This window comes from Cryobacterium sp. TS_SC_7 (genome assembly GCF_056156285.1).
This window is the reverse complement of the sequence record NZ_CM149589.1, coordinates 2,133,081-2,152,867: the sequence shown is the minus strand read 5'-3', so window position 1 is coordinate 2,152,867 and position 19,787 is coordinate 2,133,081. Positions and strand designations below refer to the sequence as shown.

Here is a 19,787-nt window from a genome sequence, read left to right as displayed (position 1 = left end):
ATCGAAAGATGTTTCGGCGGCTATAGCGAGAGGGAAACGCCCGGTCACATTCCGAACCCGGAAGCTAAGACTCTCTGCGCCGATGGTACTGCAGGGGGGACCCTGTGGGAGAGTAGGACACCGCCGGACTTAACTTGAAACACACAATGGCCACCCCCCGGGGTGGCCATTGTGCTTTAACCACACACACCAGAAACACAAGGCCACCCCACGGGGTGGCCTTCCCCCGTTAACCAGTCGTGACTGTTCCCGTTCCGGTCGAGAGTGCCCAGCAAAACGGCCACTCTCGACCGGAACGGGAACAATCGTGGGCACATTCCGCCCCACACGAGGCCACACACGCGAGCGTCTCGGTGCTGGGGCGCACGCCAGGACCGAAAAAGAAGGCCACCCAAGCAGGGTGGCCTTCCGTCGTTAAGCGGTGGGGAGGAGATCGGCGGCGGGAATCGGGATGCCGTTGAGGATGTCCAGGGTCCAGCCGGCCTCGGTGTGCGCGAGCACATTGAGGGAGGCATTCCTGATCGTGTCGACAGGCTGGACCAGCGCCTGCATCAGCGTCAAACGGATCAGCGTGCCGTGGCTCACGACGATGATGCGGGCACCGGGGTGATCCCGGGCCAGCAGCTGCAGTGCGGTCAGGCCACGGGCGGCCACGGTCGACTCCGGCTCGGCGCCGATGAAGCCGCCGATGCCGGTGGGGCCGCCCGGCTCGCGCAGCGCGTCCAGCTCGGGGCCGGCGCTCATTCCCTCGGCCGGGCCGTAATCGCGCTCGACCATCTCAGGGATGCGCCGGTTGACGGTGAGCCCGAGGCCATCGGCGATCAGATCCGCGGTCTCTGCCGCGCGGCTGAGCGGCGAGGACACGACGAAGTCCCACTCGTAGTCGGCCAGGTGGCCGACGGCATCCGCCGCCTGGCCTCGACCGGTCTCGTTGAGGGGGATATCGGAGTGACCCTGGATGCGCAGAGCGGCATTCCAATCGGTCTGTCCATGGCGGATGAGGGCGAAGGTCGTTGTGGAGCTCACGAGACTATTCTCCCTCGGGGACGTGCCGGGAGGGGAATCGGGTCTCGACAGGCTCGACCAGCGACAGGCTCGACCAGCGAGGGGCTCGACCAGCGGCAGGCTCGAGCAGCGGCAGGCTCGAGCAGCGAGGGCGGGCGGGTCTCGACAAGCTCGACCACCGGACAAGCTCGACCACCGGGCGGGCTCGACCACCGGCCGGGTCAGGTGATGGGGGCGGAGGTGAAAAGCACCCGGTCGCTCGCGACCAGGTCGTTGACGGTGTAGATGCGGGTGAGGTCGAGGCCGGCGGCAAGGGCACCAGCGCGTTCCTCGTCGCTCTGCGGGGCCATCCGGCCGAGCATGACACCGCCGAGGGCGCGCACGGCGCAGGCCGCGATGACACCCTCCGGGGTTCCGCCGATCCCGATCGAGAGGTCGACGGCGGCATCCGTGGACGCGGCGGCGATCGCGGTGGAGACGTCCCCCTCGAGCACCCGGAGCACGCGCGCGCCCGCGAACTCGATCTCGCGGATGAGCGCGGCGTGGCGGGGCTTGTCGAGGACGGCGACGGTGAGCGCGGTCTCGCGGATGCCGGCGGCAGCCGCGAAGGCTCGGAGGTTCTCGGTGGCCGAGGCCCGGAGATCGAGAACGCCGTGACCGGCCGGGCCGGCGATGAGTTTCTCCATGTAGAAGACACCGGCCGGGTCGAACATCGTGCCCCGCGGGGAGAGGGCGATGACACAGACCGCACCGGGAAGGTCGTCGGCCGCGAGGCGCGTGCCGTCGAGCGGGTCCACCGCGATATCGCAGTCCGGACCGATCCCGGTGCCGAGTCGCTCGCCGTTGGCGAGCATGGGAGCCTCGTCTTTCTCGCCCTCGCCGATCACGACGGTTCCGCGAAACGGCGCCGTCAGGAGCACGGCCCGCATGGCCGCGACGGCGGCCTCGTCGGCGGCATTCTTGTCCCCCCGGCCAACCCACGGCAGCGTTGCCCGGGCTGCCGCCTCGGTGGAGGCGCGCACGGCGGCGACCAGCTCGGCGGGCCACCCGTCGGCGCCGATGACGGTGGTTCCGGCCAAGGGCGCGGACTGGTTGTGCTGCGGCATGGGCCACCTCTTGCTGGGACAGCGGTCTCGGGACCGGCAGGCACAGCCTACTCGCGTGCCCGGTGCCGTTCTCGTGCAGCCACGGGTGCGGGCGCGGGCGCGCTACGCCAGAAGCTCGCGGATGTCGGTGGCGGTCAGGGCGGTTCCGTGCGCGGGGCCATCCGTCATCACGCTCTCGAACAGGCGGGCCTTCGTGGCCTTGAGGGCCATCACCTTCTCCTCGATCGTGTCGCGGGAGACCAGCCGGTAGACGAAGACGTTCTTCGTCTGCCCGATGCGGTGCATGCGGTCCACGGCCTGCGCCTCGGTGGCGGGGTTCCACCACGGGTCGAGAAGGATGGCGTAGTCGGCCTCGGTCAGGTTGAGGCCGAAACCGCCGGCCTTCAGGCTGATCAGGAACACCGCGTTGTCGCCGGTCTTGAAGTCGCTGATGACCTGCGCCCGGTTGCGGGTCTTGCCGTCGAGGTAGGAGTAGCTGATGCCGGCGGCGTCAAGGCGCGCGCGGGCCTTGGCCAGGTACTGGGTGAACTGGCTGAAGATGAGCGTGCGGTGTCCGCCGGCCACGATGTCCTCCAGCAGCTCGAGCAGCACGTCGAGCTTGGTCGAGGGAATGTCGCCGTACTTCTCGTCGTAGAGACTCGCGTCGAGGCTGAGCTGGCGCAGCATGGTGAGCGAGCGGAAGATCTCGAACCGGTTCGTGTTCAGGTTGTCGATCAGGCCGAGCACCTTCTGTCGCTCCCGCTGCAGGTGCGTGTCGTACACCGAGCGATGCTTCGGGTGCAGTGTGAGCTCGAGCACCTGCTCCTGCTTGGCGGGCAGATCGCCGGCCACCTGCTCCTTCGTGCGGCGCAGCATGAACGGGCGGATGCGCCGGCGCAGCTGGTCGAGCCGGTCACCGTCGGCATCCTTCTCGATCGGTTTCTGGTAGTAGTCGCCGAAGCGACCCGGGCTGGGGAACAGCCCCGGTGCCGTGATCGAGAGCAGGGACCAGAACTCCATCAGGTTGTTCTCCAGCGGCGTGCCGGTTATCGCCAGCTTGAACGGGGTGTCCAGGCGCCGGGCGCACTGGTGGGCGCGGGATTTGCGGTTCTTCACGAACTGGGCCTCATCCAGCAGGAGCCCCGACCAGGCCAGGGCCTGGTAATCGTCGAAATCGAGGCGGAAGAGCGTGTACGAGGTCACGACGACGTCGGCGCCTTCGTGCAGCGAGGCCAGGGTGGTGCTGCGCTTGCCGGCGGTCTCGGTGATCGCGGCGACCCGCAGGCCCGGCGCGAACCGAGCGCATTCCGCGGCCCAGTTGGAGACGACGCTGGTGGGCGCCACCACCAGGAACGGCGCGCTCGCCCCGGGCTGTTCCCGCACGCGTTCCATCAGCGCGATGGCCTGCAGGGTCTTGCCGAGCCCCATGTCGTCGGCGAGGATGCCGCCCAGGTGATGGTCGTAGAGGAAGCTCAACCACTCGAAACCGGCCTGCTGGTAGGTGCGCAGGGTGGCGTCGACGCCGGCCGGCAGCGCCTGGACCGGGATCCGGGCGACATCGGTGAGCCCGGACACGGTGTCGCGCCACGCGGCCGCCTGCCCGGCGACGACTCCGAGGGCCTGCAGCTCCTCCCAGAGATCAGCCTGGAACGGGCTGATCCCCAGGGAATCGGCGCCGGCGTCCTGCAGCCCGCGGGCCTCCTCGATCAGCCGGCGGAGCGTGTGCAGTTCGGGACGGTCAAGGCTGAACCACGTGCCGCTCGGCAGGATCATCAGCTGCTGACCGGAGGCCAGCGCCCGGAACAGGCTGTCGAACGGGATCTCCTCGCCGTCGATGCTGACCGATACCTGCAGGTCGAACCAGTCCCGGTCGTCCGCACGTTCGGTGGTGCCCATCGTGATCACCGGGGCCGCGTCGGCCCGGCGGTACTCCGTCGCGTCACCCGCGACCAGCACCGTGACATGCGGGGCGGCCGCCAGGGTCGGCACGATCGTGTCGAGGAAGCCGAGCATGGCGGAACCGGACAGAGTGGCCCGCTCGATCAGTACCGGTAAGCCGTTCCGCTGACCGATCAGTGCCGGTACGGGCGACAGCAGACCGTGCACCCCGTGCAGGATCTGCCCCTCGCGCCCGTCGTCGCGATAACGGATGTCGCCGGGCACCGGGCGGAGCGGCTGGTCGTAATCCGGGTAGTGCCAGGCCCAGTGCAGGGTGATGCGGGCATCCGTCTGATGGGTGATGGTCAAGGCCAGCACCGGCTGCGGAGTCTCGGGCAGGGCGAACGACAGGTCGCGGCTGGTCACGGTGACCCGGTTGCGGAGGAAGGGGTAGAACTCGGCCAGGAAGTCGGCTTCGTCGGAGCGGGGCACGTTGATGCCGGCGGAGGTGGCCATGGCTGTGAGCTCCCGGCTGATCTCGCCCGCCAGGGGGGCCAGGGTGATCTGCGGGGAGTCGCTGCCGACGTTCGGTGCCCAGGTGTAGACGCCATGGGCCGGGTCACCGATGAAGCCGAAGGTTCCCGGAAGGTGCGACTCGTCGCCCAGCAGCAGGGTCGGTCGCAACGTCAACCCGTCGGCCGAGCGGCGGATGTCCAGTTCCAGGCTCGCAGGCACGGGCGAGACGAGAACGGGGTGCTGTTCCAGGGTGGCGGCGATCAGGGGAAGGCCGGCGTTCGCCGCGTCGTCGAGCAGGGTCCAGAGCGCCCGGTCGGGGAACGCGTCGACCGGGATCCACTGGGTGGCGCCGAAGTAGTACGGCCGATCCGCGTATTGCAGCGCGTACAGCGCGGAGAGCACGCGCAGCTGGCCGCGATCGAGCGAACCGTCGGTGGTCAGGTTCTCCCAGGTGATGCTGCCCCGGATCCACTTGCCCTGCTTGCCCATCATCACGGGCCGCGCCGCGAGCCGGCGCAGCCCCGGCCGGCCGGGGAAACGTCCGTTCTCGGGAGCGAGGAGCTGGAACTGGAGGGCGAGCCGGGTGTCGAACGCCGGCGCGGCAACCGGTCGGGCCAGCGGAGCCAGCGCGCTGCGCCACGCTGCGCGCGCGGGATAGCCGGCATCGGAGCCGGTGGCCGTGCCGGGTTGGTGCCGGCGATCGGCGGTGCCACTGGCGGGAAAGTCGGGGTCGGCGGCGACCCCGCCGCGGCTGCGTCCCGGAACTCCGCCCTGACTGCCGAGCAGCAGTGCGGCGACATGCTTGCAATTGCGCTTCACCGGGCAGGTGCAGACACCGGATGCCCGCACCGCCGCACCCGCGGAATCGAGCGTGAACGAAACGGTCACCGAATAGGGCGTGGGCCGCGAACCGCGAACCGTGCCGAACAGCTGGGTGCCGGAACCGAACCAGGTCTCCGCCTCGACGTGGCCGTTGCGCAGATAGCGCTCGCCGCGCGAGAAGGCCTGGCTGCCCACGAGGAGCGCGATGTCGTGGGAGCTGAGCGTGTGGGCCATGGCGGGCACCATTCTCCCATGCGTCCGGCCGGGGCAGGCCCGGCCGGACGCATCCGTGGGCTACTCCACGTGCCCGTGTTCCTTGGCGGACCCCTTCGTCAGGGTCTTGCCCTGGAAGAAGGCAGGGTTGATGCGGTGCTGGACGAGCATCAGCACAATGCCGCCGATGAACAGCACCATCGCCAGGATGAACACCAGCCCGACTCCGCCGATGTTCGATCCGCTGCCGTAGTCCGGGTTCATGCTGTCGTACAGCGTGGTCGCGAAGATGACCAGCAGGATGACCCCGCCGATCAGCGGCGCCAGCAGCTTCAGCAGGATGGCCCGGGGGCCGCGCAGAGAGTCCCGGAAATACCAGACGCAGGCGAACGCGGTGACCCCGTAGTAGAAGCAGATCATCATGCCCAGGGTGAGGATCGTGTCGGTGAGCACATCGGTGCTGAGCACGCGCATGATCGCGTAGAAGCCCCAGGCCACAGCGCCTGCCATCACGGTGGCGAAGGCCGGGGACTTGTAGCGCGGGCTGATCGAGGCGAAGCGCTTCGGGAACGCTTGGTAGTGGCCCATCGAGAGCATGGTGCGTGCCGGACCGACGAAGGTCGACTGCAGCGACGCGGCCGAGCTGGACAGCACGGCCAGCGACATCAGGATGGCGAAGGGACCCATCACCGGCCCGGCCAGGGCGGCGAACACGTTGCCCTGGATCTCCTCGTTGCCGAGCCCGAATTCGCCGGCGCCGATGCCGGAGAACATCAGGGTGGCGATGGCCACGAGGATGTAGAGCGCGAAGATGACGCCCACGGTCAGCGTTGCCGCACGCCCGGGGGTGGTCTTCGGGTTCTTGGTCTCCTCGTTCATGGTCAGGGTGACGTCCCAGCCCCAGAAGATGAAGATCGAGAGTGAGACCCCGGCCGCGAATGCCGTGAACGAGGGGGTGAGGAACGGGTTGAACCAATCGGCGCTGAACGCGAGGGCGTCGAAGGCGGTGCCCTCGGCGACCTGGGTCAGGGCGGCCACGCTGAACCAGACCAGCACAACCAGTTGGAAGGCGACGAGCACGTACTGCACGGCCTTGGTGGTCTCCATGCCGCGATAGGAGATGTAGGCGGCCGCGACCATGAACACCAGACAGGTGAGCACGTTGATCAGCACGTTGTTGGTGAGGTCGGCGAGGCCCGGGTTGCCGAACAGTTGGGCGAGCATGAGATAGAAGAAATCGACGGCGACTCCGGCGAGGTTGGAGAGCACGACCACGGTCGCCACGATCAGACCCCAGCCGCCCATCCAGCCCACCCACGGCCCGAAGGCGCGGGTGGCCCAGGTGAAGGAGGTGCCGGCATCCGGCATGGCGTTGTTGAGCTCCCGGTAGCCGAGCGCCACCAGCAGCATCGGGATGAACCCGACCAGGAAGATGCCCGGCATCTGGGTGCCGACGGCCGCGACCGTCGGGCCGAGGGAAGCCGTCAGGGTGTAGGCCGGCGCGATGCATGAGATGCCGATGACCGTGGCGCCGAGCAGGCCGATCGAGCCGGCGCTGAGGCCCTTCTCGGACAGGCCGCCGCTGAGGGTGGAGGTTCCGGGCGTCGAGCCCGAGGGAGGAGATTGGCTAGTCATAGGACTGTCCTTAGGGTCAGTGCGGCTTACGGGCGTCAGTGCCGGTGGGAACCACGATGAGGGGAACGGGGAGCGCGTGCAGCATGCGGTGCGCGGTGATGCCGAGGAAAATCGTGGTGGGCTGGGCCAGGCGGCTGGATCCGACGAAGGCAACCTCGGTGGGCTGCCAGTCGAGAGCCTCGACGGCGGCTTCGACGCTGTGCCCGGAGGCAACCTCGGTGCTGATGGCGCCGTGCGCCGTGGACCGGCTCTGGAAATACTCCAGCACCTCGGCCAGGTGGGTCTGACTCTCGGCCTGCTCGGCCGGGTGCCGGCGACCGGCGTCGACCTCGACGAGGGTGACGAAGCGCAGATCCACGGTGAGGTCCTCGGAGAAGGCCAGCAGGGAGTCGAGCAGTGTCCTCCAGCCGGGCCGGGTACCGATGGCGCACGTGATCCGGGTCAGCTGCGCGGGCGCCTTGTAGCCGCGCGGAGCGAGCGCGACCGGCACGGGAGAGGAGTGCAGAAGGGCGTTCGCCACGCTGCCGATCGTGAATCGGTTCATCAGGCCACGGCGCGAGGCCCCGACGACGATGCGGTCCGAGTCGAAGGTGCGGGCAGCCTGCAGCAGCCCCTCGGTGGTGGACTCGGCGTAGAGCAGGTGCGTGGTGGCGATCACATCGGCGGGGACTCGCGCCAGGCCCTGTTCGAGCCATTCGAGGGACTGCTCCTCCAGCAGCGCCTGGTAATCGGGGGAGGAGACGGCGCCGACCCGGGCCGGCACGGTGGATGAGTGATGGGGGAGCACGAGGCACAGACGCAGCTCGGAGCGGGTCAGGCGCGCCAGCGCGACACCCAGCTCGACGGTGTCATTGCCCCGCTCGGTCGCTTCGTAGGCGACGACATAATTGGGTACTCGGGTCACGCGGGTCTCTCCCTCGGTTCGCGACGGGTGTCGCACTGGTCAGTGTTCATGCGGGTGCCCGGTGTGCTCGTCCGGTGCGCAGTGCGCCGGACTGGGTTCCACGTCGAGCGACGGGTTTCGGTCGAAGAAACCGACCGGCTTGAGCCAGAACGACACGGTGTCGACCGGCATGATCGGCCATTCTTCCGGCCTAGTGATGTGGTGGATGCCGAAAACGTACCAGAGCACGAGGTCGGCGTTGCGCACTGGTCGGCGCGCCTTGATCCACTCGGGCAGACCGTGGTCCACCGCGCTCTGGTTCACGAACTCGCCGCACGGCCACCGCTCGGCCTCGTCGGTGGGGGTGACCCAGACCGTGTGCCCGATCACCTGGGCGCGTTGGAGTGCGGGCGCGGCCGGGTCGAAGAACGAGGGGATGGCTCCGCCCGGCACCAGTTTGTAGGAGACGGGGGTGCCGAGGCCGTTGAACGAGTTCTCGTTCACGACCTTCCAGGCCCGCTGGGTGTCCCAGTTGAAGTCGTCGAAGCCCTCGGTCTCGATCGGGGTGTTCTGCTGGGTGATCGCGAGGCCGAGCGGGTTCGCGGCGCTGATCGGCTCGGCCCTGGTCTCGGTGCGGAACACCGTGTTCTCCGGCCCGTCGACGTCGAGGTCCATCCGGGCCACGATGAAGTGCTGGTGGAACGGGGCGTAGGTGCGGGTGTCGACGAGGGTTCCGTTGGGGTGGGGCTGGCCCTCGTCGAGGTGGGTCACCACCATGATCCCGGTGGCGCGCACCTCGCACTCCATGTTGCCGTCCTGGTAGAAGCGCCAATAGACGAGGTACTCGTAGTTCGCGACCGTCACGTGGAAGGACACGACGAGCCGGCGCATCCGTCGCACCTCGGCGCCGCCGTTGTGGTCGACATGCTTCCAGAGCACGGCGTTGTCTTCCTCGTGGATGCAGAACGCGTTCGGGATGCTGTACGGCTCGCCCTTGCTGTTGTGCAGCACGGCGTCGAGGTAGCGGATCTCACCGAGGCAGTCGCAGCCCAGTTCAAGGGAGGTGGTCATGAAGCCCAGACCCCACTCGCCGATGTCGAAGGCGGTGCGGCGAAAGTGATCCACGCTGGGGTCGCGGTAGGGCACGACCATCTCCGCGAACGACAGCCGATTGGCGATCGGGCGCACCCGGCCGCCGTCGCGGTAGCCCACGTTGTGCAGGGTCATGCCCTCGCGGTAATTGAAGCCCACCCGCAGCGACCAGTTCTGCCACTGCACCAGGTTGCCGTCGAGCGTGAAGCTCGGGCCGTCGGGCTGCACCACGTCGAGCGGGGTCAGCGCCGGGCGCTCGCCGCGATCCCGGATGCGCCGGGGCACCAGGTGCGGCACGTATTCACCCATGCCCTCCGGCGGGTCGACCGTGAACGAGTCTTCGACCTCGAGCAGTTCCATGGTGTTCATGTCGAGCACGAAGTGCAGGCCGCTGACCGGGCCCGCGTAGGGGTTGGCTTCTGTGGAGGCCCGCACCCAGACATCCGACCAGCCCAGGCGACGGCCGCGGTAGCGGTCGGGGATGACGGCGTCGCCGTAGGTCCAGGTGTCGATGAAGACCAGGTCGAGGTCGGTCACGCCCCGGCGGGCGAGGGCGGTGATCACGTCGGGATGCGCGCGGAGGGCGGCGTCGGCTTCCTCCCACTCGTCGACGGTGAAGTTGGCCTGCACCCCGGGCACGGTGTCCCAGTCCAGCACGGCGTCGGTCGTGAGCGACACCACGCCCACCCACGTGGTGTTCTCGGCCCGGTTCAGCACGACCAGGCGCGCCCGGCGGTCGGGAACCACGCCCGTGGCCTCGAACGCGGCGACGGCGTTCCGGGTGGGCTCGACCAGCTCGATCGAGGCGAACCGCCAGCCGTCGGCGACGCCGCGCTCGCGGGCGAGGATGGCGACCGCGGCGGTGAACTCCGTGGCGGACAGCGGGTCGAGCGGATGGAATGTCATCGATGGTCCCCTGTTCTGGTCGGTGGTCGAGCCTGTCGAGACCCGAGCCTGTCGGTGGTCGAGCCTGTCGAGACCCGGTGGTCGAGCCTGTCGAGACCCGGTGGTCGAGCCTGTCGAGACCCGCGTTACTCCAGCGAGCTCATCACATGCTTGATTCGGGTGTAGTCCTCGACGCCGTACATCGATAGGTCCTTCCCGTAACCGGACTGCTTGAAGCCGCCGTGGGGCATCTCGGCGGTGAGCAGGATGTGGGTGTTGATCCACACCGCGCCGAAGTCGAGGTCACGGGAGACCCGCATGGCCGTGGCGTGGTCGCGGGTCCACACACTCGAGGCGAGGGCATAGTTGACGTCGTTCGCGAGGGTGACCGCTTCCTCTTCCGAGGCGAAGGACTGCACGGTGATCACCGGGCCGAACGTTTCCTCCTGCACGATCGCATCCGTTTGGCGCACCTGCGTGACGACGGTGGGCTCGAAGAAGAAGCCCGCGGTGCCGACCTGGTGACCACCGGTGGCGATGACGGCGTGGTCGGGCAGCGCGGCGACCTTCCGCACGACGTCGCCGAAGTGGTTGACGTTGTTGAGCGGTCCGAAGTAGTTGTCGGTGTCGTCGCCTGAGCCGGTGGTGCGGCTGCGGGCCTCGGCGACGAAGGCGTCGACGAACTCGTCGTGAATGGACTCGTGCACGAGCACACGGGTGATGGCTGTGCAGTCCTGCCCGGCGTTGTAGAAGGAGAAGTCCGCGATGGCGGCAGCGGTCTTCGCGACGTCCACACCGGCGAAGACCAGGGCAGGCGCCTTGCCGCCGAGTTCGAGGTGCGCCCGCTTGAGCGTCTTGGCCGCGCCTGCGGCCACGGCCATGCCGGCCCGTACACTGCCGGTGATCGAAACCAGGCCGGGCACCGGATGCTCGACGATCGCGGCCCCGGTGCCGCCGTTGCCGAGAACGATGTTCATCACGCCGTCGGGAAGGATGCCCTGGCTGATCCGGGCGAGTTCGAGGGTCGACTCGGGGGTGGTGTCACTGGGCTTGAGCACGAGGGTGTTGCCGGCCGCCAGTGCCGGTCCAATCTTCCAGATCGCCATCAGGAACGGGAAGTTCCACGGGGTGACCTGCCCGACCACGCCGATCGGCTCGCGGCGCACCCAGGAGGTCATGCCCGGCAGGTATTCACCGGCCGACTTGCCTTCAAGCAGGCGGGCGGCGCCCGCGAAGAAGCGCAGCTGGTCGGCGCCGGCCGCGACCTCATCGGCCGCGATCGTGGCACGGGGCTGGCCCGTGTTGCGGTGCTGGGCCTCCACGATGGCGTCGCTCTCGGCGTCGATCGCGTCGGCGAGGCGCAGCAGCGCGCGCTGCCGTTCGGACGGCGTGGTGCGGCCCCAGGTGCGGAAGGCGGTCTTCGCGGCGGTCATCGCGGCGTCGACGTCGGCAACGGTCGAGACCGGGGCCCGGGCAACCAGGTTGCCCGTGGTGGGATCGACGATGTCGAGCAACTCGGTGCCGGCGGGATCGATGAAGCGGCCATTGACGAAGTTTTTAAGGGTGGGGGTAGCCACGGGCCTGATCCTCTGCGCTGAGTGTAGAAACGGGTCTTTAGTTCGGTAAGTATGGCATCTGACAGCGGAATCCGGATACCCCGGGAGGAAATGGGTTCACAGGGGCGAACCTCCGCCTGCCGCCGGACCGCTGGCGCGCCGGCGTGATGTCACCTAAACTTGAGTCCATCAGACTCAGCTTTTCCACCGACCTGCAGCGAGAGCGGCCGGCCCGAGAGAGGATCTTCCGATGCAAGCAGGTCAGCAACCGCCCCAGGACGAGGCCAAGACGGCGCTGGAACAGTACGGCGTCAATCTCACCGAGATCGCCAAGAGCGGCAAGCTCGACCCGGTGATCGGCCGCGACGCCGAGATTCGCCGGGTCAGCCAGGTACTCACCAGGCGCACCAAGAACAACCCCGTTCTGATCGGGGAACCCGGCGTGGGCAAGACCGCCGTGGTGGAGGGGCTGGCCCAGCGCATCGTGGCCGGTGACGTGGCCGACTCCCTCAAGGGCAAACAGCTGGTGTCTCTCGACCTGGCGGCGCTCGTGGCCGGGGCGAAGTACCGCGGCGAGTTCGAGGAACGGCTCAAGGCCGTGCTCAAGGAGATCAACGACGCCGAGGGGCAGATCATCACCTTCGTCGACGAGCTGCACACCCTGATGGGTGCCGGCGGCGGCGAGGGCTCCGTGGCTGCCTCCAACATGCTCAAGCCCATGCTCGCGCGCGGCGAGCTGCGCCTGATCGGCGCCACCACCCTGAACGAGTACCGCGAATTCATTGAAAAGGATGCTGCCCTCGAGCGCCGCTTCCAACCGGTGCTGGTCGACGAGCCGAGCGTGGAAGACACCGTCGCCATCCTGCGCGGGCTGAAGGAGCGCTACGAGGCCCACCACAAGGTGTCGATCGCGGACTCGGCGCTGGTCGCCGCGGCATCCCTCTCCAACCGGTACATCACGGCCCGCCAGCTGCCCGACAAAGCCATCGACCTGATCGACGAGGCAGCCAGCCGGCTGCGCATGGAGATCGACTCCGCCCCGGTGGAGATCGACGAGCTGCGGCGCAGCGTGGACCGGCTCAAGCTGGAGGAGCTCGCACTCAAGAAGGAGAAGGACGACGCCTCCAAGGCGCGGCTGGAGAAGCTGCGCGGGGACCTCGCCGAACGCGAACTGAAACTGACCGAGTTGCAGGCGCGCTGGGACAAGGAACGCGCCTCCCTCAACCGCGTCGGCGAGCTCAAGGAGAGGCTCGACACCGCGCGCAGCGGGGCCGACAGGGCCGAACGCGAGGGCAACCTGGAGAAGGCATCCCGGCTGCTTTACGGCGACATCCCGAAGATGGAGAAGGAACTCGCCGCGGCCGAGCAGGCCGAGTCCGACGGCCCGCGCATGGTCAACGATCAGGTCACCTCCGAGGACATCGCCGCCGTGGTCGCGATGTGGACGGGCATCCCGGTGGGCCGGCTGCTGCAGGGCGAGACGGAGAAACTACTGAACCTCGAGGCGGAACTCGGGCACCGCCTGGTCGGGCAGCGGCAGGCCGTGCGCGCGGTCGCCGACGCCGTGCGCCGCAGCCGGGCCGGCATCTCGGACCCGGACCGGCCGACCGGTTCGTTCCTCTTCCTCGGGCCGACCGGCGTGGGCAAGACCGAACTCGCGAAGGCGCTCGCCGAGTTCCTCTTCGACGACGAAAAAGCCATGGTGCGCATCGACATGAGCGAATACGGGGAGAAGTTCTCCGTGTCCCGCCTGGTGGGGGCCCCTCCCGGCTATGTCGGCTACGAACAGGGTGGTCAGCTGACCGAGGCCGTGCGCCGCCGCCCGTATTCGGTGATCCTGTTCGACGAGGTGGAGAAGGCGCATCCGGAGGTCTTCGACGTCTTGCTGCAGGTGCTCGACGACGGCCGGCTCACGGATGGCCAGGGCCGCACCGTGGACTTCCGCAACACGATCCTGGTGCTGACCTCGAACCTCGGGTCGGCGTTCCTGATCGACCCGGTGCTGAGCCGGGACGAGAAGGAAGCGGCCGTGCAGACGCTCGTGCGCCAGACGTTCAAGCCCGAGTTCGTCAACCGCCTCGACGACATCGTGGTGTTCCAGACGCTGTCGATGGAGGACCTCGGCCAGATCGTCGGCCTGATGGTGGACCGGTTGGAGAAGCGGCTGGTCGAGCGCCGGCTCGAGCTGGGCGTGACCCCGGATGCCCGCACCTGGCTGGCCGAGCGCGGCTACGACCCGATCTACGGGGCGCGCCCGCTGCGGCGGCTGATGCAGACCGAGATCGACGACCGCCTGGCGACCGCGATCCTGTCCGGGGCCGTGCGGGACGGCGACACGGTGCGCGTGGACCTGGCCCCGGACGGGGAGTCGCTCAGCGTCGCATCCGCCCCGGTGCTGGCGGTGGACCCGGCCGATCTCGACGACGACGCGCTGCTGTAGATTCGGGCATTCCCGCCGGGTTCCGCGTCCAGCGGAATCCGGCGGGAATACGGCGGAACGAGCCCCCTGACCCGGTGACGGTCAGGAGGCTGGCCTAGGCTCGAACCATGCGTGCAACAGTGATTTACGGGGAACGGGACATCCGCCTCGAAGAAGTACCCGATCCGATTCTCTCCACCGGCGGTGACGCCATCGTGCGTGTCGTCGCAGCCTGCGTCTGCGGCTCGGACCTCTGGCCCTACCGGGGCATCCAGCCCACCGATGAACCCAAACGCATCGGCCACGAGTTCGTCGGCATCGTCGAGGAAATCGGCGCCGACGTCAGCCGGGTCAAGGTCGGCGACTTCGTCATCGCGCCGTTCTACGACTGCGACAACACCTGCATCAACTGCCAGAACGGCACCAGCACGTCCTGCCTGCACGGCGGATGGTGGGGCGCGGACGACCAGCTCGGCGGCTTCGCCGACGGCGCCCAGGGCGAGAAGGTGCGCGTGCCGCACGCCGACGGGTCGCTTGTGGCGACGCCGACGATGCCCACGGATGCCCAGGTGCCCGGTCTCCTCACCCTCGCCGACGTCATGGGCACCGGCCACCACGCCGCGGTCTCCGCCGGCGTGACGACCGGCAGTACCGTGGTCGTCGTGGGCGACGGCGCCGTGGGCCTCTGCGCCATCATCGCGGCCAAGCGGCTCGGGGCATCCCGTATCGTCGCCATGTCCCGTCACCCCGAGCGCCAGGTCGTGGCCCGCGAGTTCGGCGCGACCGACATCGTCGAGGAGCGCGGCGAGGCCGGCGTGGCCCGCATCCGTGAGCTCTTCGACGGCATCGGCGCAGACTGCGTGCTCGAGTGCGTCGGCACGAAGGAATCGATGGAGCAGGCCATCGCGTCGGCCCGACCCGGTGGAATGGTCGGCTACGTCGGCGTGCCCACCGGTGGACCGATCGAGGTCCGCCCGCTGTTCGGGCGCAACGTCGGGCTCAACGGCGGCGTCGCATCCGTTCGCGGCTATGTGGAAGAGCTGCTGCCGGAGGTGCTCTCGGGCGCCATCAACCCCGGCCGCGTGTTCGACCTGCAGCTGCCGCTGTCCGAGGTCGCCGAGGCGTACGCCGCCATGGACGAGCGCCGCGCCATCAAGGTGCTGCTGCGCCCGTAGCCGTTCCGTAACCCCGCTCGCGAGAGCGCAAAAATTGCCCCCTCACGACTCGTGAGGGGGCAATTTTCGCGCTCTCGCGGCTGTCGCTGGTCGGTGGGCAGGGTGGCCTCGTCAACGATGGCCGACGGGTCGAAGCAGCGTGAGCGTCAGCGGGGAGGTGTCGGCTGCTCCAGCAGGAGTCGACGCGCGGTCAGGCCGATGACCGCGCTATAGGTGGGATAGGCGAAGCGCACCCCGGCCAGGGTGGCGACGTCGACGCCGGCGGCCATCGCCGTCGTCACCGACTGGATCACCTCGACCGCGTTCTCCCCGGTGGCATGGGCGCCGAGGATCAATTCCCGCCGCCGGTCGGCGATCAGCTTGAGGAACCCGGGTTCCCGGCCGTCGATCACCGCGCGGTCGAGTTCGATATAGGGCACGGTCGCAACGACGCAGTGCGGGTCCCGAGCCCTCGCCTCCTCCTCGGTGAACCCCACTCCGGCGTAGTCGGGGTCGGTGAATCCGCCGGCGGGGAGCAGGTGGTGCGGTGTTCTGCGGTTGGCGCCCAGCACCGCGTTCTCGGCCGCAGCCTCACCTTCGAACTGGGCGGCCTGCACGAGCATGTCCCGTCCGTTGGCGTCGCCGACCGCGAAAATGTGGGACACCTCACTGCGAAAGTACAGGTCCACCGGGATCGCCGAACGCGCCGTGGTGATGCCGGCCTTGTCGAGCCCCAGGTCGTCGACATCCGCCGGCCAGCCCGTGGACATGATGACGGCGTCGAAGCCGGAGGACTGGTCCGTTCCGTTCTCGCGCCAGGACAGGGTGAGGGATCCGTCGGATTCCTGCTCGATCCCCGTGACCGTTTCAATGCCCGTGTGCACGGCCACGCCCTGCCGACGGAACGCCGCCGACACCAGGGCGGAGATGTCGGAATCCGACGCCGTCAGGATGCGCGGCGCGACGTCGAGCACGGTCACGGCCGAGCCGAACGAATTGAACACCGTGACGAGTTGCGCGCCGGTGTTGCCGGCGCCGATCACGGCGACCCGTGCAGGCAGTTCCGGCAGGTTCAGGATGTCTTCCGGGACGGTCGCCAGGTGCGCTCCCGGCACGGGGAGTCGACGGGAGTGCCCGCCGACGCAGACCAGAAACGTGTCGGCGGTGAGGATCCGGCCGGTGTCCAGGACCACGGAGTGCGGATCGATGAAACGCGCCCGACCTTCCAGCACCAGTTCGATTCCCGCGTCGGCGAAACGCTCGGCCTCGCTCTTGATCGAGCGCACCTTGTCCACCCGCGACTGCACCCGATCGACCATGGTCGCCCAGTCGATATGCGGGTCGTTGACCACGATTCCGTAGGTGTCCGCTGTGCGAACCTCGCGCATCAGTCGCGCCGCCTTGGCGAGCACCCGCGTTGGCACGCAGCCCGTGTTCACGCAGGTGCCACCGAGCCGGTCAGCCTCGGCAACGGCAACCCGGGCTCCCAGCTCGGCGGCCCGGAGCGCCGCGGCCGTCCCGGCCGGACCTGCGCCGATGACGACGACATCGAAGTGATCGGGTTTTGTTTCGGTCATCGTGGGCTCCACCCGTGTTCACTGCTGGTGCCGCGCGGACGGTGTGCCGGGCGCTTCAGTCGGAAGACCTTTTTACCGGATGGGGCTGGGGAGTTACTGTGCCGGGGGGGGGGATCTCGACAGGCTCGATCACCGGGGTGGCTCGATCAGTGGGGCGGGGATCTCGACAGGCTCGATCACCGGGGCGGCTCGATCACCGGGGTGGCTCGATCACGGGGGCGGCTCGATCAGCGGGGTGGTGCGATCAGGCGCGCGCGGCTACTCCTTGATCAGGCCGGCACGCACCTCGCGGCGCAACACCTTGCCGATCAACGACCGGGGCAGCTCGTCGACCTCCACGATCGTGCGCGGCACCTTGTAGGCGGAGAGCCGTGTGCGGCAATAGGTGCGGAGGGCGGCCACGTCGAGGGTGGCGCCGGGCGACAGCACGACCGCTGCGGAGACGTCTTCGCCGCCGTTCGTGCTCGGCAGCCCGACGACGGCGGCGTCGGCGACATCCGGATGCGACAGCAGGGCAGCCTCGACCTCGGAGGGTGCCACGTTGAAGCCGCCGGTGATGATGAGCTCCTTGATGCGGTCGACGACCGTGACGAAGCCGTCGGCCGAGACCCGCACGATGTCACCGGTGCGCAGCCAGCCGCCGTCAAGCAGCGTCTTCGCGGTCTCGGTGGGCTGGTCCCAGTATCCGGAGAAGACCTGCGGGCCGCGGATGAGCAGCTCGCCCTCTTCTTCGATGCCGCGGTTCACGGTGGGGTCGTCGGGGTCCACCACGCGGATCTCCGTGCTCGGGAACGGCACGCCCACCGTGCCAGGGCGCCGGGTCGGGCCCATCGGGTTTCCCACGGCGATGGGCGAGGCCTCGGTCATGCCATAGCCCTCGACCAGCAGCCCGCCGGTGGCGGACTCCCAGCGTTCGACGATCGACACCGGCAGGCTCATCGCGCCCGAGATGGCGAAACGGATGCTGCGCAGGCTCACATTCTGCTTCGCGGCGGCCGTCACGAGCCGGTCGTAGATCGGCGGGACGGCCGGCATGAACGTGGGCGGGGTTCGCTTGGCCGCATCCAGCAGCAGACCCTCCTCGAACTTGGGGAAAAGCACCAGCCGTGCACCGGTGGCCATGGCGAACGTCAGGCACAGGGTCAGCCCGTAGGCGTGGAACATGGGCAGGACCGCGTAGAAGACTTCCTCACCGGGGCGCAGCCCCTGCACCCACGCCTCGCCCTGCAAGGCATTCGAGCGCAGGTTGAAGTGGCTGAGGATGGCGCCCTTCGGGGTGCCGGTGGTGCCGCTGGTGTACTGGAGCGCGGCCGTGTCGGTGACCTTCGGGCGCGGGTGGCTCGCGCGCAGCTTGCGTGAGCCGACGATGCCGGCCCAGGTGAAGGCATCCTTGCCCAGCGGACCCGACGTCAGGGCGGCGCGGGACTCGCGGGCCTTGTTGATCGGCAGCTTGAGCAGGAGCCGCTTGGCGAGCGGCATCGCCTCGGTCAGGTTGACCGCGATCACGGTGCGCAGGCCGAGGTCGGCCGGAAAATCGGTGACGGTCTTATAGATCTTGTCCCAGACGATGGCGATGCGGGCGCCGTGGTCCTCGAACTGGTGCCGGAGCTCACGCTCGGTGTAGAGCGGGTTGTGCTCGACGACGATGGCGCCGAGCCGCAGCACGGCGTAGAAGGCCACCACGTGCTGGGGGCAGTTCGGCAGCACCAGGGCCACCCGGTCGCCCGGCTTCACGCCGAGGCGCAGCAGCCCGTTCGCGGCGCGGGAGATCTGCTCGTCGAGCTCGGAGTACGTGGTGGTGGCGCCGAAGAAGTCGAGGGCCACCTTGGGGCCGAACCGGCGCGCAGAGGTCTCGATCATGTCGGACAGCGTGTCGGTCGGTTCCTGGATGGTGCTTGGCACCCCGGGGGCGTACGAGCCGAGCCAGGGTTTGTTCTCGAAGACGTTCATCGGGCGGCCAACTCTCGGATCAGGGCCGCGACGAATGCGTCGATGTCGGCCTCCTCGGTGTCGAACCCGCACATCCAACGCACCTCGTTGGTCGCGGGATTCCAATCGTAGAACCGGAAGTGCCCGCGGAGGCGATCGGCCACGCCGGGGGGCAGGATCGCGAAGACGGCGTTGGCCTGGGTGTTCTGGGTGAAGGACAGACCCTCGATCTCGCCGGCCGCGATGCCGGACTCGAGGGCGGTGCGCATCCGCCTGGCCATGGCGTTGGCGTGGCCGGCATTCCGCAGCCACAGGTCGCCGCCGAGCAGCGCGATCAGCTGGGCCGAGATGAAGCGCATCTTCGAGGCCAGTTGCATGTTCAGTTTGCGCAGGTAGATCAGACCCGCGGATGCCTCCGGGTTCAGCACCACGACGCACTCGCCGTACATCATGCCGTTCTTCGTGCCGCCGAAGCTGAGCACGTCGACGCCGGCGTCGCGGGTGAAGGCGCGGAACGGCAGGCCCAGAGAGGCGGCCGCGTTGGACAGCCGGGCGCCGTCCATGTGCAGCTTCATGCCGTGGGCGTGGGCGTGGTCGGCGATGGCGCGCACTTCGTCGACCGTGTACGCGGTGCCGAGCTCGGTGGTCTGCGTGATCGACACGACCAGCGGCTGGGCCCGGTGCTCGTCGCCCCAGCCCCACGCCTGCTGGTCGATCAGCGCGGGGGTGAGCTTGCCGTCGGGGGTGTCGACGGTGAGGAGCTTGATGCCGGCCACCTTTTCGGGCGCGCCCGCCTCATCCGTGTTGATATGGGCGGTGGATGCGCAGATCACGGCGCCCCAGCGCGGCAGCATCGACTGCAGCCCGATCACATTGGCGCCCGTGCCGTTGAAGACGGGGAAGGCTTCGACGCCGGCGCCGAAGTGCAGGGCGAAGACCTCCTGCAACCGTGCGGTGTACACGTCTTCGCCGTAGGCGATCTGGTGCGCGCCGTTTGCGGCGACGATCGCCTCGAGAATCTCGGGATGCACCCCGGAGTAGTTGTCCGAGGCGAATCCGCGCGAAGAAAGGTCATGAAGTTGAGTCACCACTCCATCTTCGCGCATCCGTCTGCCCGCCTTCTGTGCGCCCGGCCGGG

12 protein-coding genes and 1 rRNA gene are annotated in these 19,787 nt (G+C 68.6%); 3 read left to right on the top strand and 10 right to left on the bottom strand.

Annotation, left to right across the window (positions count from 1 at the left end):
* Positions 1-12: 12 nt before the first annotated feature.
* A 5S ribosomal RNA gene (gene rrf, locus AC0J5J_RS09845) occupies positions 13-129 on the top strand.
* A gap of 285 nt (positions 130-414) precedes the next feature.
* Here rrf and AC0J5J_RS09840 read toward each other — a convergent pair.
* From AC0J5J_RS09840 to AC0J5J_RS09810, 7 genes are all read right to left on the bottom strand, one after another.
* Positions 415-1,026, bottom strand: coding sequence for a histidine phosphatase family protein (locus AC0J5J_RS09840; protein WP_474897788.1), 612 nt, complete (start codon positions 1,024-1,026; stop codon positions 415-417).
* 200 nt (positions 1,027-1,226) lie between these two features.
* On the bottom strand, positions 1,227-2,111 hold the full coding sequence (glpX, locus tag AC0J5J_RS09835; RefSeq protein WP_474897787.1) for a class II fructose-bisphosphatase: 885 nt from the start codon (positions 2,109-2,111) through the stop codon (positions 1,227-1,229).
* A 102-nt stretch (positions 2,112-2,213) separates the two neighbouring features.
* Entirely contained in the window at positions 2,214-5,540 is a 3,327-nt protein-coding gene (locus AC0J5J_RS09830; protein ID WP_474897785.1) for a DEAD/DEAH box helicase, read from the bottom strand.
* 60 nt (positions 5,541-5,600) lie between these two features.
* Positions 5,601-7,154 (bottom strand): APC family permease, encoded by a 1,554-nt coding sequence (locus tag AC0J5J_RS09825; protein WP_134425866.1) that lies wholly within the window; start codon positions 7,152-7,154, stop codon positions 5,601-5,603.
* 16 nt (positions 7,155-7,170) lie between these two features.
* Complete coding sequence (locus AC0J5J_RS09820; RefSeq protein ID WP_166785591.1) at positions 7,171-8,058, bottom strand: universal stress protein; 888 nt, start codon at positions 8,056-8,058, stop codon at positions 7,171-7,173.
* Positions 8,059-8,097: 39 nt separating this feature from the next.
* The gene (locus AC0J5J_RS09815) at positions 8,098-10,035 is read right to left on the bottom strand and encodes a primary-amine oxidase (protein ID WP_474897783.1); all 1,938 of its coding nucleotides are present in this window, start codon (positions 10,033-10,035) and stop codon (positions 8,098-8,100) included.
* Between the two features lie 125 nt (positions 10,036-10,160).
* A complete protein-coding gene (locus AC0J5J_RS09810) occupies positions 10,161-11,591 on the bottom strand; it encodes an aminobutyraldehyde dehydrogenase (RefSeq protein ID WP_134425869.1) in 1,431 nt (476 codons plus the stop codon).
* A gap of 229 nt (positions 11,592-11,820) precedes the next feature.
* Here AC0J5J_RS09810 and AC0J5J_RS09805 point away from each other — a divergent pair, with 229 nt between their 5' ends.
* Together AC0J5J_RS09805 and AC0J5J_RS09800 are read left to right on the top strand one after the other, a co-directional pair.
* Positions 11,821-14,010, top strand: coding sequence for an ATP-dependent Clp protease ATP-binding subunit (locus AC0J5J_RS09805; protein ID WP_474897781.1), 2,190 nt, complete (start codon positions 11,821-11,823; stop codon positions 14,008-14,010).
* A gap of 107 nt (positions 14,011-14,117) precedes the next feature.
* Positions 14,118-15,164 (top strand): zinc-dependent alcohol dehydrogenase family protein, encoded by a 1,047-nt coding sequence (locus AC0J5J_RS09800; protein ID WP_134425871.1) that lies wholly within the window; start codon positions 14,118-14,120, stop codon positions 15,162-15,164.
* Between the two features lie 146 nt (positions 15,165-15,310).
* Here AC0J5J_RS09800 and AC0J5J_RS09795 read toward each other — a convergent pair whose 3' ends face one another.
* From AC0J5J_RS09795 to AC0J5J_RS09785, 3 genes are all read right to left on the bottom strand, one after another.
* On the bottom strand, positions 15,311-16,720 hold the full coding sequence (locus AC0J5J_RS09795; protein WP_134425872.1) for a dihydrolipoyl dehydrogenase family protein: 1,410 nt from the start codon (positions 16,718-16,720) through the stop codon (positions 15,311-15,313).
* A gap of 258 nt (positions 16,721-16,978) precedes the next feature.
* The gene (locus tag AC0J5J_RS09790; RefSeq protein ID WP_474897779.1) at positions 16,979-18,670 is read right to left on the bottom strand and encodes a long-chain-fatty-acid--CoA ligase; all 1,692 of its coding nucleotides are present in this window, start codon (positions 18,668-18,670) and stop codon (positions 16,979-16,981) included.
* Positions 18,667-19,755 (bottom strand): threonine aldolase family protein, encoded by a 1,089-nt coding sequence (locus AC0J5J_RS09785; protein ID WP_174722440.1) that lies wholly within the window; start codon positions 19,753-19,755, stop codon positions 18,667-18,669. The genes AC0J5J_RS09790 and AC0J5J_RS09785 overlap by 4 nt, the downstream gene beginning before the upstream one ends.
* Positions 19,756-19,787: the final 32 nt, after the last annotated feature.